The organism is Herbiconiux gentiana (assembly GCF_024978135.1).
In the GTDB taxonomy this organism is placed as follows: Bacteria; Actinomycetota; Actinomycetes; order Actinomycetales; family Microbacteriaceae; genus Herbiconiux; species Herbiconiux gentiana.
The window spans coordinates 21,077-33,225 of the sequence record NZ_JANTEZ010000006.1; the positions used below are offsets into that span (position 1 = coordinate 21,077).

11 protein-coding genes are annotated in these 12,149 nt (G+C 71.4%); 10 read left to right on the plus strand and 1 reads right to left on the minus strand.

Annotation, left to right across the window (positions count from 1 at the left end):
• The first annotated feature begins 59 nt into the window (after positions 1–59).
• The 7 genes from NVV95_RS14635 (at position 60) to NVV95_RS14665 (ending at position 8,070) form a co-directional block, all read left to right on the plus strand.
• Entirely contained in the window at positions 60–665 is a 606-nt protein-coding gene (locus NVV95_RS14635) for a TetR/AcrR family transcriptional regulator (protein WP_259487297.1), read from the plus strand.
• 94 nt (positions 666–759) lie between these two features.
• Positions 760–2,163, plus strand: a complete 1,404-nt coding sequence (locus NVV95_RS14640) for a sensor histidine kinase (protein ID WP_259487298.1) — start codon at positions 760–762, stop codon at positions 2,161–2,163.
• The gene (locus tag NVV95_RS14645) at positions 2,160–2,879 is read left to right on the plus strand and encodes a response regulator (RefSeq protein ID WP_259487299.1); all 720 of its coding nucleotides are present in this window, start codon (positions 2,160–2,162) and stop codon (positions 2,877–2,879) included. Before NVV95_RS14640 ends, NVV95_RS14645 begins: the two co-directional genes overlap by 4 nt.
• 129 nt (positions 2,880–3,008) lie before the next feature.
• Positions 3,009–4,523, plus strand: a complete 1,515-nt coding sequence (locus tag NVV95_RS14650) for an MFS transporter (protein WP_310796083.1) — start codon at positions 3,009–3,011, stop codon at positions 4,521–4,523.
• Positions 4,524–4,735: 212 nt separating this feature from the next.
• Positions 4,736–5,632, plus strand: a complete 897-nt coding sequence (locus NVV95_RS14655) for an ABC transporter ATP-binding protein (protein WP_259487300.1) — start codon at positions 4,736–4,738, stop codon at positions 5,630–5,632.
• A complete protein-coding gene (locus NVV95_RS14660) occupies positions 5,629–6,867 on the plus strand; it encodes an ABC transporter permease (RefSeq protein ID WP_259487301.1) in 1,239 nt (412 codons plus the stop codon). The genes NVV95_RS14655 and NVV95_RS14660 overlap by 4 nt, the downstream gene beginning before the upstream one ends.
• A gap of 141 nt (positions 6,868–7,008) precedes the next feature.
• The gene (locus tag NVV95_RS14665; protein WP_259487302.1) at positions 7,009–8,070 is read left to right on the plus strand and encodes a threonine aldolase family protein; all 1,062 of its coding nucleotides are present in this window, start codon (positions 7,009–7,011) and stop codon (positions 8,068–8,070) included.
• Here NVV95_RS14665 and NVV95_RS14670 read toward each other — a convergent pair.
• On the minus strand, positions 8,058–8,636 hold the full coding sequence (locus NVV95_RS14670; RefSeq protein ID WP_259487303.1) for a hypothetical protein: 579 nt from the start codon (positions 8,634–8,636) through the stop codon (positions 8,058–8,060). The genes NVV95_RS14665 and NVV95_RS14670 overlap by 13 nt on opposite strands.
• A gap of 78 nt (positions 8,637–8,714) precedes the next feature.
• Here NVV95_RS14670 and NVV95_RS14675 point away from each other — a divergent pair, with 78 nt between their 5' ends.
• The 3 genes from NVV95_RS14675 to NVV95_RS14685 all read left to right on the plus strand — a co-directional run bounded on the left by NVV95_RS14675 (position 8,715) and on the right by NVV95_RS14685 (position 12,134).
• Positions 8,715–10,985, plus strand: a complete 2,271-nt coding sequence (locus NVV95_RS14675; protein ID WP_259487304.1) for a heavy metal translocating P-type ATPase — start codon at positions 8,715–8,717, stop codon at positions 10,983–10,985.
• A gap of 2 nt (positions 10,986–10,987) precedes the next feature.
• The gene (locus NVV95_RS14680; RefSeq protein ID WP_269909055.1) at positions 10,988–11,353 is read left to right on the plus strand and encodes a metal-sensitive transcriptional regulator; all 366 of its coding nucleotides are present in this window, start codon (positions 10,988–10,990) and stop codon (positions 11,351–11,353) included.
• An 88-nt stretch (positions 11,354–11,441) separates the two neighbouring features.
• The gene (locus tag NVV95_RS14685; RefSeq protein WP_259487306.1) at positions 11,442–12,134 is read left to right on the plus strand and encodes a DedA family protein; all 693 of its coding nucleotides are present in this window, start codon (positions 11,442–11,444) and stop codon (positions 12,132–12,134) included.
• The last annotated feature ends 15 nt before the right edge of the window (positions 12,135–12,149 follow it).

Here is a 12,149-nt window from a genome sequence, read left to right on the forward strand (position 1 = left end):
TTGTTATATCCAACGTTTGTCGGATAATTGTATTCCCTTAGGCTTCCTCCGGAGGATCCATGGATGCACGTCACCGACGCAGTCGCGCCAAGCTCGCCGAGGCGGTGCTGCGCCTGGCCTCGGAGCGCCCGATCGACGAGGTCACGGCCTCGGAGATCGCGTCGGCGGCCGGGGTCAACCGCTCGACGTTCTACGCCCACGCCGCCTCCCCGCTGGCGCTCCTCGAGAGCGTGCTGCGCGAGGAGCTCGACGCCCTGCGCGACCGGCATCTGGCATCCGTGCCCCGGGCGGTGGCGGCGGAGGCCGTGACCGCGGTGACGCTCGCCGTGCTGGAGAACATCGAGTCGCACGCCACGATCTACGAGCGCGGTCTGCTCGCCGACGAGCAGGGCGGGCACAGCGGCGAGACCAGCCTGCGCCCCATGCTCGCGGCGCACTTCGAGGAGTCGAGCCGTCAGCTGCTGGCCCAGCACGCGCTCTTCCCGAGCACCGAGGACGAAGCGGCCGACCCGCTGCTCGCCACCATGGTCGGGCCGTTCGTCGCCAACGGCAGCGTGGGGGCGATCGCGGCGTGGCTCGAGCAGCCCGAGCCGCGCGACCCGGAGGCCTTCCTGCGCAGCTACCGGCGGCTGGTGCCGTCGTGGTTCCCGCTCGCTCCGCACTGACCACCGCTCCTCCACTGTTCGCAGATCGCCCCGACTTCTCCCCCTCCCCCGCGCGACGGATGGGCCGCCCGGCCCTGATCGCTAGCGTGGAGGCATGAGCTCAGACCCCGACGACTGGCAGCGGCCGCGCCCCGGCCCGGCGGGGTACCGGCGTGACGCCGTCGCGGCCGGCGCACTGGCCGTGGCCACCTTCCTCAGCTGGCTTCTGTTCTCCAGCGCGGTGACCGGGCGAGAGCACGCTCCCTGGTGGGGAGGTGCGATCTTCGCGGTGCTCGTCGCGGGGTCGCTGGCCTTCCGCCGCCGCTGGCCCGAGGCCGTGGCGCTGGTGGTCGCCGTCACCTTCGTCGTGGGGCAGTACTCGGGCGTCTGGGAGCAGCTGTTCAACAACATCTGCCTCTTCATCGCGCTCTACACGGTGGGCGCGTGGGGTCGCAACCGCACGCTGGCGACGGCTCTGCGCATCCTGATCAGCGTGGGCATGCTGCTCTGGCTGGTGGGCATCCTGATCTTCCAGGCGCTCAACCCCGACACCACGCCCGACATCTCACGCGACGGCGCGCTCTCCCAGCTCGCGGCGATCGGGCTCATCCAGGTCATCACGAACCTGCTCTACTTCGGCGGAGCGTACGTGTTCGGCAACGCCGCCTGGGCCTCGGCGCGGCAGCGCGAGGCACTCGAGCAGCGCACCCTCGAACTCGAGCGGGAACGCGAGGTGAGCAGCCGGCAGGCGGTCGAGCTCGAGCGCTCGCGCATCGCCCGGGAGCTGCACGACGTCGTGGCCCACCACGTCTCGGTGATGGGGCTCTCGGCCGGTGCCGCCCGGCGGGTGCTCGAGCGGGGCTCCGGCGGCGAACCGGTCGACCCGCGGGTCGTGCAGGCGCTCTCGGTCATCGAAGAGAACGGCCGTGAAGCGGTCGACGAACTGCAGCGGATGCTCGGGGCCCTCCGCGAGCGCGGCGACGACCCCTCGACCACCGCCTCCACCCGCGGCATCGCCCAGCTGGGCGAGCTCGTCGACGAGGCCCGCGCGGCCGGGTTGCCCGTCTCCTTCTCCACCGTCGGAGCCGAGCGCCCCGTGCCGCCCGCCATCGGCCTCACCGTCTACCGTCTGGCGCAGGAGTCGCTGACCAACGTGCGCAAGCACGCCGGCCCGCGCGCGACGGCCGACGTGCGGCTGCGCTTCCTGGCCGACGCGATCGAGCTCGAGGTGAGCGACACCGGCGCGGGCGCGGGCGCCGCCGACCCGGCCCGCGGCCCCGACTCCGGCGGCGCGCACCTCGGCCAGATCGGCATGCGCGAGCGCGTCGCGGCCGCCGGCGGCGAACTCGAACTCGGCCCCAAGCCCCGCGGCGGCTACCGCGTTCGCGCCCGGCTGCCCCTCGCGACCAGCGCACCCACCCCGATGCCCGACACCGCCGCCGCCCGCGCACCCGCGTCCACCGCCGCGCCTTCCACCGCCGCCGCCACCGACCCCGCCGCCACCGAGGAGGCCTCGTGACCGCACCCATCCGCGTGCTGCTCGCCGACGATCAAGATCTGGTGCGGGTCGGTCTCCGCATCATCCTCGAGTCGGAGGACGGGATCGAGGTCGTCGGCGAAGCGCGCAACGGCCGCGAGGCGGTCGAGCTCGGCCGCGAGCTCGCCCCCGACGTCATCTGCATGGACGTGCAGATGCCCGAGCTCGACGGCCTGGAGGCCACCCGTCGGCTGCTCCGGCAGGGCAGTACGGCGGGCATCCTGGTGCTCACCACCTTCGACCGCGACGACTACCTCTTCGCCGCCCTCGAGGCAGGAGCGAGCGGCTTCGTGCTGAAGAACTCCTCGCCCGAGAGCCTCGTCGAGGCGGTGCAGGTCGTGGCGCGCGGCGACGCGCTGCTCTCTCCCGACGTCACGCGGCGGGTCATCGAGAGCTTCACCGAGCGCAGAGCCGAGGTGCCCGCTGCGGGTGACGCGGGCCGAGCATCCGCCGCTCTCACCCCGGCACCCGAGCTGGCGGCCCCCGAACTGGCCGCCCTCACCGACCGCGAGCGCGAGGTGCTCGAGCTGCTCGCCGCCGGCCGTTCCAACGCCGAGATCGCCCGCGAGCTCTACCTCGGCGAGGCCACGGTCAAGACCCACGTCTCGAAGATCCTGCAGAAGCTCGGGCTCCGCGACCGCATCCAGGCCGTGGTCTTCGCCTACGAGACGGGCGTCGCCGTGCCGGGCCGCCCCTGACGCCGGCGGGCCCGATTCGAAAACGGTGCGCAAACTGCAACTTCGGCGTACGTTCTGTTTCGCCGCCGGCGTCGCCCGCACTCGCATCCGCATCCGCCCGCAGAACGACCGGCGAAACGGAGGTGCGACGTGTCGAAGACGACAGATGCGGCGGGGGCGACACCCAAGCCCAAGGCCGTGAGGAGCCTGGTGCCGGCCAGGATGGACCGGCTGCCCTGGACGAGGTTCCACTGGATGGTGGTGTTCGGGCTCGGGGTCTCCTGGATCCTCGACGGCCTGGAGATCCAGATCATCGCCTCGAACGGCTTCCAGGAGTCGCTCGGCATGGACTCGTCCCAGGTCGGCCTCGCCGGAACGATCTACCTCGTCGGTCAGGTCGTCGGAGCCCTGGTCTTCGGTCGCCTCTCCGACAAGTGGGGGCGCAAGAAGCTCTTCATCATCACCCTCGGCATCTACCTCGTCGGCTCGGCGCTCGCCGGTCTGTCGCCGAACATGGAGTTCCTGTTCGCGATGCGCTTCGTGGCCGGTCTCGGCATCGGCGGTGAGTACGCCGCCATCAACTCGGCGATCGACGAACTGATCCCGAGCCACTACCGCGGCCGCGTCGACATCGCCATCAACGGCACCTACTGGGGCGGCGCCGCCCTCGGCTCGGTGGCCAACCTGTTCTTCCTCAACCCCGACAACTTCGCCGAGAACATCGGCTGGCGGCTCGCGTTCTTCATCGGCCCGGTGGTCGGTCTGATCATGATCTACATGCGCCGGCACATCCCCGAGAGCCCGCGCTGGCTGATGACCCACGGCAAGGAGGACCAGGCCGAGAAGACGGTCGACGACATCGAGGCCCAGGTCGAGAAGTCGACGGGCAAGAAGCTCGACCCGGTGCCCGACGACCAGTCGATCGAGGTCACGCCGCTCGACCGGGTGCCGTTCAAGAAGATCGCCAGCGTGCTGATCCGCGACTACCCCAACCGCACGGTCGTCGGCCTCACGATGATGATCACGCAGTCGTTCCTCTACAACGCGATCTTCTTCACCTACGCCCTGGCACTGCAGAACTTCTACGGCGTCGAGAACGACGCGGTGCAGTACTTCTTCTTCCCCTTCGCCATCGGCAACCTGCTCGGGCCGCTCGTGCTCGGCCACCTGTTCGACACCTGGGGCCGGCGCAAGATGATCCTGCTCACTTACGGGCTCGCCGGCATCATTCTCACCGTCTCGGGCTTCCTGTTCCAGGCCGACGTGCTGAACGCCACCACCCAGACGATCTTCTGGTGCGTGTCGTTCTTCTTCGCCAGCGCCGGCGCCTCGTCGGCGTACCTGACGGTGAGCGAGCTGTTCCCGCTCGAGATGCGCTCGCAGGTCATCTCGTACTTCTTCTCGATCGGCCAGATCGTCGGTGCCGTCGCCCCGGTGCTCTTCGGCACCCTGATCGGCGACGGCTCCGACCGCGGGCCGATCTCGATCGGCTACATCGGAGCCGGCATCGTGATGCTCGCCGGCGGCATCGTGGCGTTCATCTTCGGGGTGAACTCCGAACGCAAACCGCTCGAGGCGATCACGAGTCCGCTCTCCGCCGTGAACCCGGGCAAGGTGAAGGTCGAGGGCGAGCGCACGACCCGCGAGCGCGCGGCCCGCACGTAACAGCGCGAGAATGACGGCCCGCCTGCGATTGCGGGTCGCGCCGCGAGGGCGGGGTGGGTTCCGGATGCCCGCCCCGCCCTCGCGCGTGCCGCCTCCGCCGCGCGGCGGACCCGTCCGCGCCGAGACCCGTCCCGCGGGGGACGCGCCGCCGTGCATCCGCTCGTTAGCGTGAAGGCAGCGCGGCACCTCGCAGCGCGGGAGCGGAGGGCAGCATGCTCGAGATCGAGAACGTGAGCCGGTCGTTCGGCTCGAACCGGGTGCTCGACGGCGTGAGCTTCACGGTCGGCGACGGCCGGATGACCGGCTTCGTCGGCGGCAACGGGGCGGGCAAGACGACGACGATGCGCATCATCCTCGGGGTGCTCGCGAGCGACGGGGGCACCGTGACGCTCGACGGCACGCGGCTGACGCCCGCCGACCGCGCCCTGTTCGGCTACATGCCCGAGGAACGCGGCCTGTACCCGAAGATGAAGGTCGCCGAGCAGATCGTCTACCTCGGCCGCCTGCACGGCATGTCGGCCTCGGCCGCCGCGTCCTCGACCGCCGACCTGCTCGACCGCCTCGGCCTCGGCGACCGTGCGAACGCCACCGTCGAGAGCCTCTCGCTCGGCAACCAGCAGCGCGCCCAGATCGCCGGCGCGCTCGTGCACGACCCCAGCGTGCTGGTGCTCGACGAGCCCTTCTCGGGCCTCGACCCGATGGCGGTCGAGACCGTGCAGTCGGTGCTCACCGAGCACGCGGCGACCGGGGTCCCCGTGCTGTTCTCGTCGCACCAGCTCGACATCGTGGAGCGCATCTGCGACGACCTCGTGGTGATCGCGGGAGGCACCATCCGCGCCCAGGGCTCGCGCAACGAGCTGCGCGAGCAGCACTCCGCGGCCCGCTACGAGATCGACCTCGCGAGCGACGCCGGCTGGGTGCGCGAGCTGCCCGGGGTTCGGGTGGTCGAGCTCGACGGCGACTACGCGGTGTTCGAGGTCGACCGCGGGCCCTCGGGTGAGGATGCGGCCCAGGCCGTGCTGCGGCGCGCCCTCGAGACCGGCCCCGTTCGCCGTTTCGCCCCCGTTCTGCCCACCCTGTCCCAGATCTTCAAGGAGGTCGTGCGATGAGCGCCACCCGTCCCGCCCCCACCGGCCACGCCGCCCGGCCCGCCCGCGCCACTCGTCCCGCCGCCCTCTCGGCCGTGCAGGGCGTGCGGCTCGTCGCGGCGCGCGAGGTCTCGATGCGCTTGCGGAGCAAGGCGTTCCTGATCTCCACGGGCATCCTGCTCGTGGTCGTGCTCGGCTCGATCGTCGCGGGCGGAATCTTCGCGGCGAACGCCGGCGCCCCCAAGGTCGCGGTCGTGCCCCAGACCGCCCCGCTGGTCTCGGCGCTCGGTGACCGCCTCGACGTCACGCAGGCGGCCACGGTCGCGGATGCCGAGCAGCTCGTGCGCGACGGCGACGTCGAGGCGGCGATCGTGCTGCCCGGCACCGTCGAAGGCGCGACCCCCGCGAGCGGCACCGGCACGACCGGCGGCACCGCGACCGGCACGACCGGCACCGGCACGACCCAAACCGGCACCGCCCCCGAGGCCCCCTACGAAGTGCTCGCCCTCAGCGACACCCCCACCACCCTCGTCTCCCTGCTCAGCGTCGCCCCTCCGGTGCAGCTGCTCGAGCCGGGCGACTCCGACGGCTTCCTCGCCTACATCGTCGGCATCGCGTTCGGTGTCGTGTTCTTCATGGCCGCCGTCACCTTCGGTTCGACCATCGCGCAGAGCGTCGTCGAGGAGAAGCAGACGCGCGTCGTCGAGATCCTGCTCTCGACGATCAACGCCCGGGAGCTGCTCGCCGGCAAGGTGATCGGCAACAGCCTGCTCGCCTTCGGCCAGACCGCACTGGTCGGCCTGGCCGCCGTGCTCGGCCTCGCCATCACCGGGCAGTCGGGCCTGCTCGGCCTCCTCGGCCCCGCGATCGCCTGGTTCGTCGTCTTCTTCGTCTTCGGCTTCGTGCTGATCGCCGCGCTCTACTCGGCGAGCGCCGCCCTCGTCTCCCGCCAGGAGGACGTCGGCTCGGTCACCTCGCCGGTGACCACGCTCGTGATGCTGCCCTACTTCCTCGTCATCTTCTTCAACTCCAACGAGACGGTGATGGCGGTGATGTCGTACGTGCCGTTCTCGGCCCCGATCGGCATGCCGCTGCGGCTCTTCCTCGGCGACACCGAGTGGTGGGAGCCCCTGGTGTCGCTCGTCGTCCTGCTCGCCACCACCGCGGTCGTCGTCGTGATCGGCTCCCGCATCTACGCGAACTCGCTGCTGCGCACCGGCCCCCGCGTGAAGCTCACCGACGCCCTCAGGGGCTGACCCCGAGCATCCGCCCCCTCGCCCGCCCGCACCCGGGCCGGGTCGCGCAAAAGTCCCTTCACCTCGACCCGGAGGGGCTTTTGCGCGACCCCGAGCGTTCACGCGGCAGGGCTCGCGCGTGGCGGATGGCAGAATCGGTGGGTGACCGAGACTCTGCACGACCTGGACTACCGCGGCTTCGCCTCCGACAACTACGCCGGGGCGCACCCCGAGGTGCTCGAGGCCATCGCCCAGGCCAACGGCGGCCACCAGGTGGCCTACGGCGAGGACGTCTACACCGCCGAGCTGCAGAAGGTCATCAGGCGCCACTTCGGTGACCGGTCCGAGGCGTTCCCCGTGTTCAACGGCACCGGCGCGAACGTCGTCGGCCTGCAGTCGATGCTGCCGCGCTGGGGCGCCGTGGTGTGCTCGACGACCGCGCACATCCACACCGACGAGAACGCCGCCCCCGAGCGCGTCGCCGGGCTGAAGCTGCTCACCGTGCCCACGCCCGACGGCAAGCTCACCCCCGAGCTGATCGACGTCGAGGCCTGGGGGTGGGGCGACGAGCACCGCGCCCAGCCGCTGACCGTCTCGATCACGCAGACCACGGAGCTCGGCACGGCCTACACGGCCGCCGAGATCCGGGCGATCAGCGACCACGCCCACTCGCTCGGCATGACCGTGCACCTCGACGGCTCGCGCATCTCGAACGCGGCGGCGTCGCTCGGTGTGCCGCTGCGCGAGTTCACGACGGATGCGGGCGTCGACGTGCTCTCGCTCGGCGGCACCAAGAACGGGCTGCTCTACGGCGAGGCCGTCGTGGTGCTGAACCCCGACGCCGTGGCCGGCATCCCGTTCCTGAGGAAGCTCGACATGCAGCTCACCTCGAAGATGCGCTTCGTCTCGGCGCAGCTGATCGCGCTCTACGGCTCGGATCTGTGGCTTCGCTCGGCCTCGCACGCGAACGCCATGGCGGCGCGGCTGCGGGCGGCCGTCGTCGACCTGCCCGGCGTGACGCTCACGCAGGAGACGCAGTCGAACGCCGTGTTCGCGATCGTGCCGCCGGGCGTGGCCGACGCGGTGCGCTCGTCGTACCGGTTCTACGACTGGAACGCGGCCGCGGGCGAGGTGCGGTGGATGTGCGCGTTCGACACCACCGAGGCCGACGTGGACGGGTTCGCGGCGGCGCTCAGGTCAGCGCTCGCTGCTCACTCCTCGTAGACCGAGTCGGGCGTGCATCCGGGTGGCTCGGAGTTGCCGCTGAGCGTGAACTCGCCGCAGGTCATGAAGTGCGCCTGATTCGCACCGAGCAGGAACGACGTCACCGCGACGAAGGCGACCACGCCGATCACGACGACGCGACGGCGCGGTGACACCTCTTCGCCGAACTCGGGCCAGATGATGCGGGCGAGCACCCACACCGTCGTCGGCACCGCGAGCACCGCCACCAGGGCGCCCAGCACCGCCACCACGAGTGTCGCCACGTCGGACGCCTCGGGCTGCACGACGAAGTTCGCCGCCAGGTAGAGGCTCGGTGCGAGCAGTGCCGCCGCCCGCCACCACCGCCGACGGCCCCGGCCGAACAGCACCACCACGAAGAACGCCCCGGTCGCCGCCGCCCAGATGGTCAGCAGCTGGTCGAAGAAGAAGTCTCCCCAGGCGCCGAGCGTGAAGGCGGGCCACCAGACGGCGGCGCACATGCCCACCACGATCACTCCGGCGATGCGGGCGGCCTTGCCGTCGTTCGCCGCTTCGGCGGGGGTTCCGGATGCTCGCGCCTCAGTCACGGGCTCACGGTAGCATCGCGCGCCGCCGCCTCGCGCGGGACGTTGCGCGGTACCCCCTGGGGGTATAGCGTGGATGCCATGCCCGAGCACCAGCACTCCCCCGCGCACGACCACGCCCCGCAGCAGCACGCTTCGCACGACGAGCACGAGCACGACCATCACGGGCACTCAGCGCACGATCACTCCGGGCACTCGGCGCACGATCACTCCGAGCACTCGGGCCACGATCACTCCGAGCACTCGGGCCACGACCACGACCACGACCACGACCACGACGGCCATGCGGGGCACACCGACCACGCCGGCCACGAGGGCCACGGCGGCCACGACCACTCCGGCCACGTCGCGATGTTCCGCCGCCTCTTCTGGGTGATGCTCGTCGTCGCGATCCCGGTGGTCGCCTTCAGCGGCATGTTCGCCATGATCCTCGGCTACGACCTCCCCGCCGACGGCCCGGTGATCCTCATCTCGCCGATCCTCGGCACCGTCATGTTCGTCATCGGCGGCCGCCCCTTCCTCACCGGCGGTGTCGACGAGCTCCGCGCGAAGCAGCCCGGCATGATGCTTCTGATCGCCCTCGCGATCACCGTCGCCTTCGTCGCCAGCTGGGGCGCCACTCTCGGCCTCCTCGACCACCAGCTCGACTTCTGGTGGGAGCTCGCCCTCCTCATCGTCATCATGCTGCTCGGCCACTGGATCGAGATGCGCTCCCTCGCCCAGACCACCTCCGCCCTCGACTCCCTGGCCGCGCTGCTGCCCGACGAGGCCGAGCGCGTCGCCGCCGACGGATCCACCTCGACCGTCACCCCCGCCGACCTCGTCGTCGGCGACCTGGTGATCGTGCGCCCCGGCGGTCGCGTGCCCACCGACGGCGAGATCGTCGAGGGCACCGCCGCCGTCGACGAGTCCATGATCACCGGAGAGTCCCGCCCCGTCACCCGCGGCCCCGGCGCCCCGGTCGTCGCCGGCACCGTCGCCACCGACACCGCCCTGCGCATCCGCGTCAGGGCGATCGGCGACGACACCGCGCTGGCGGGCATCCAGCGCCTCGTCACCGACGCCCAGAACTCGAGCTCGCGCGCCCAGCGCATCGCCGACGTGGCCGCGGGCTGGCTGTTCTGGTTCGCCCTCGGCTCGGCCGTGATCACCGCGATCGTCTGGACGCTCGTCGGCAGCCCCGACGACGCGGTCATCCGCACCATCACGGTGCTCGTCATCGCCTGCCCGCATGCCCTCGGCCTCGCCATCCCGCTGGTGGTCTCGATCGCCACCGAGCGCGCCGCGAAGGCGGGCATCCTGGTCAAGGACCGCCTCGCCCTCGAGACCATGCGCACCGTCGACACCGTGCTCTTCGACAAGACCGGCACCCTCACCCTGGGCGCCCCCGTCGTCACCTCCATCACCCCGGCCCCCGGCATCGACGAGTCCGACGTCCTGGCCCTGGCGGCCGCCGCCGAGTCCGACAGCGAGCACCCCCTCGCCCGAGCGCTCGTCGAAGCGGGCCGGATGCGCGGCCTCACCCTCCCGCCTGCCACCGCCTTCACCTCCTCCCCCTCGGTCGGCGTATCGGCCCGCGTCGGCGCCACCCCGGCCGAGGCCGTGACCGTGCACGTGGGCGGCCCCCGCCTGCTCGAGCAGCACGCCGCGCATCCGCTCGCCGCCCCCGCGCGCGCTGCGGGCACCGGTGCCGCGGCTGGTGCCGGTGCCGGTGCCGCTAGCGACACCGTGCTGCACGTGCTGCGCGATCACGAGGAGATCGGGCGGATCACGCTGGCCGACGGCATACGCCCCGAGTCGCGCGCCGCGGTCGACGGGCTGCGTCGGCAGGGCGTCGAGGTCGTCATGATCACGGGCGACGCGGAGCCCGTGGCCCAGGCGGTCGCGGCCGAGCTCGGCATCACCCGCGTGTTCGCCGGAGTGCGCCCCGAGGACAAGGCGGCCAAGGTCGCCGAGCTCCAGGCGGAGGGCCGGAAGGTCGCGATGGTCGGCGACGGCGTGAACGACGCCCCCGCCCTGGCTCGGGCCGACGTCGGCATCGCGATCGGCGCCGGAACCGACGTCGCCATCGCCTCCGCCGGCGTCATCCTGGCGAGCGACGACCCGCGGTCGGTGCTGTCGGTCATCCGCCTCTCGAAGGCCGGATACCGCAAGATGACCCAGAACCTCTGGTGGGCCGCCGGCTACAACCTGCTCTCGGTGCCGCTGGCGGCGGGCGTGCTGGCGCCGATCGGCTTCATCCTGCCGATGTCGGTGGGGGCGATCCTGATGTCGCTCTCGACGATCATCGTGGCCCTCAACGCCCAGCTCCTCCGCCGCCTCGATCTCCGCCCGACCAGAATGGGAGCGTGACCATGTCGCCCGACGCCACCCCCGCACCCGCCGTCGACACCACCACCGCCGGCGAGGGCGACGGAGGCGGTGGTCGCGCCCACGCCCACCACGGCTACATCGCCGACAAGACCGCCTACCTCAAGCGCCTGAAGCGCATCGAGGGCCAGGCACGCGGGCTGCAGAACATGGTCGACGACGAGAAGTACTGCATCGACATCCTCACGCAGATCTCGGCGATGACGAGCGCGCTGGAATCGGTGGCGCTCGGGCTGCTGAACGACCACCTGAACCACTGCGTCGTCGAGGCCGTCGCCGAGGGCGGACCGGTCGCCGAGCAGAAGCTCAAAGAGGCCACCGACGCCATCGCGCGCCTCGTGCGGTCCTGACGCGTGGCTCCTCCTCGCCCTCGGCCGCTGGGCGAGCATCCTGAACCCACTTCAGGCCGGGTTCAGCCGCCCTCAATAGAGTGAGGGCATGAGCCTGGCGCACGCCGACCCACTGACCTCCTCCCTCTCCGCCGCCGATTCCGGCACGGCGAGCCTCGGGCCGATCGGCGACTGGGTGGTGGGCCTGATGGAGACGCTGGGCGCCCCCGGCGCCGGCCTCGCCGTGGCGATCGAGAATCTGTTCCCGCCGATCCCGAGCGAGGTCATCCTGCCGCTGGCGGGCTTCGCGGCCAGCCGCGGCGATCTGAATGTCGTGGCGGCCATCGTCTTCACCACGCTCGGCTCGCTCGTCGGCGCGCTGGCGCTCTACGGCCTCGGCGCCTGGCTCGGCCGCGAGCGCATGCGCACGATCGCGCGCCACATCCCGCTCGTCGACGTCGACGACGTCGATCGCACCGAGGCGTGGTTCCAGCGCCACGGCCCGAAGGCGGTGTTCTTCGGGCGCATGCTGCCGCTGTTCCGCAGCTTCATCTCCATCCCGGCGGGGATCGAGCGGATGCACCTGCTCACGTTCGCCCTGCTCACCACCGCCGGCTCGCTGATCTGGAACACCGTGTTCATCCTCGCGGGGTTCTGGCTGGGCGAGCAGTGGCACGTGGTGGAGCAGTACGCCGGGATCTTCCAGTACGTGGTGATCGCGGTCGTGGCGGGGGCCGTGATCTGGTTCGTGGTGAAGCGGGTGCGCAAGCACCGCGCGGGCCGCACCGACGGCCCGATCTGAGTTCGGCTACGGCCT

Excerpts from the sequence above, each read along its gene's own strand:
- NVV95_RS14635 (WP_259487297.1), top strand. The coding sequence starts at position 60 with ATGGATGCACGTCACCGACGCAGTCGCGCCAAGCTCGCCGAGGCGGTG.
- NVV95_RS14640 (WP_259487298.1), top strand. The coding sequence starts at position 760 with ATGAGCTCAGACCCCGACGACTGGCAGCGGCCGCGCCCCGGCCCGGCG.
- NVV95_RS14655 (WP_259487300.1), top strand. The coding sequence starts at position 4,736 with ATGCTCGAGATCGAGAACGTGAGCCGGTCGTTCGGCTCGAACCGGGTG.
- NVV95_RS14660 (WP_259487301.1), top strand. The coding sequence starts at position 5,629 with ATGAGCGCCACCCGTCCCGCCCCCACCGGCCACGCCGCCCGGCCCGCC.
- NVV95_RS14675 (WP_259487304.1), top strand. The coding sequence starts at position 8,715 with ATGCCCGAGCACCAGCACTCCCCCGCGCACGACCACGCCCCGCAGCAG.
- NVV95_RS14680 (WP_269909055.1), top strand. The coding sequence starts at position 10,988 with ATGTCGCCCGACGCCACCCCCGCACCCGCCGTCGACACCACCACCGCC.
- NVV95_RS14685 (WP_259487306.1), top strand. The coding sequence starts at position 11,442 with ATGAGCCTGGCGCACGCCGACCCACTGACCTCCTCCCTCTCCGCCGCC.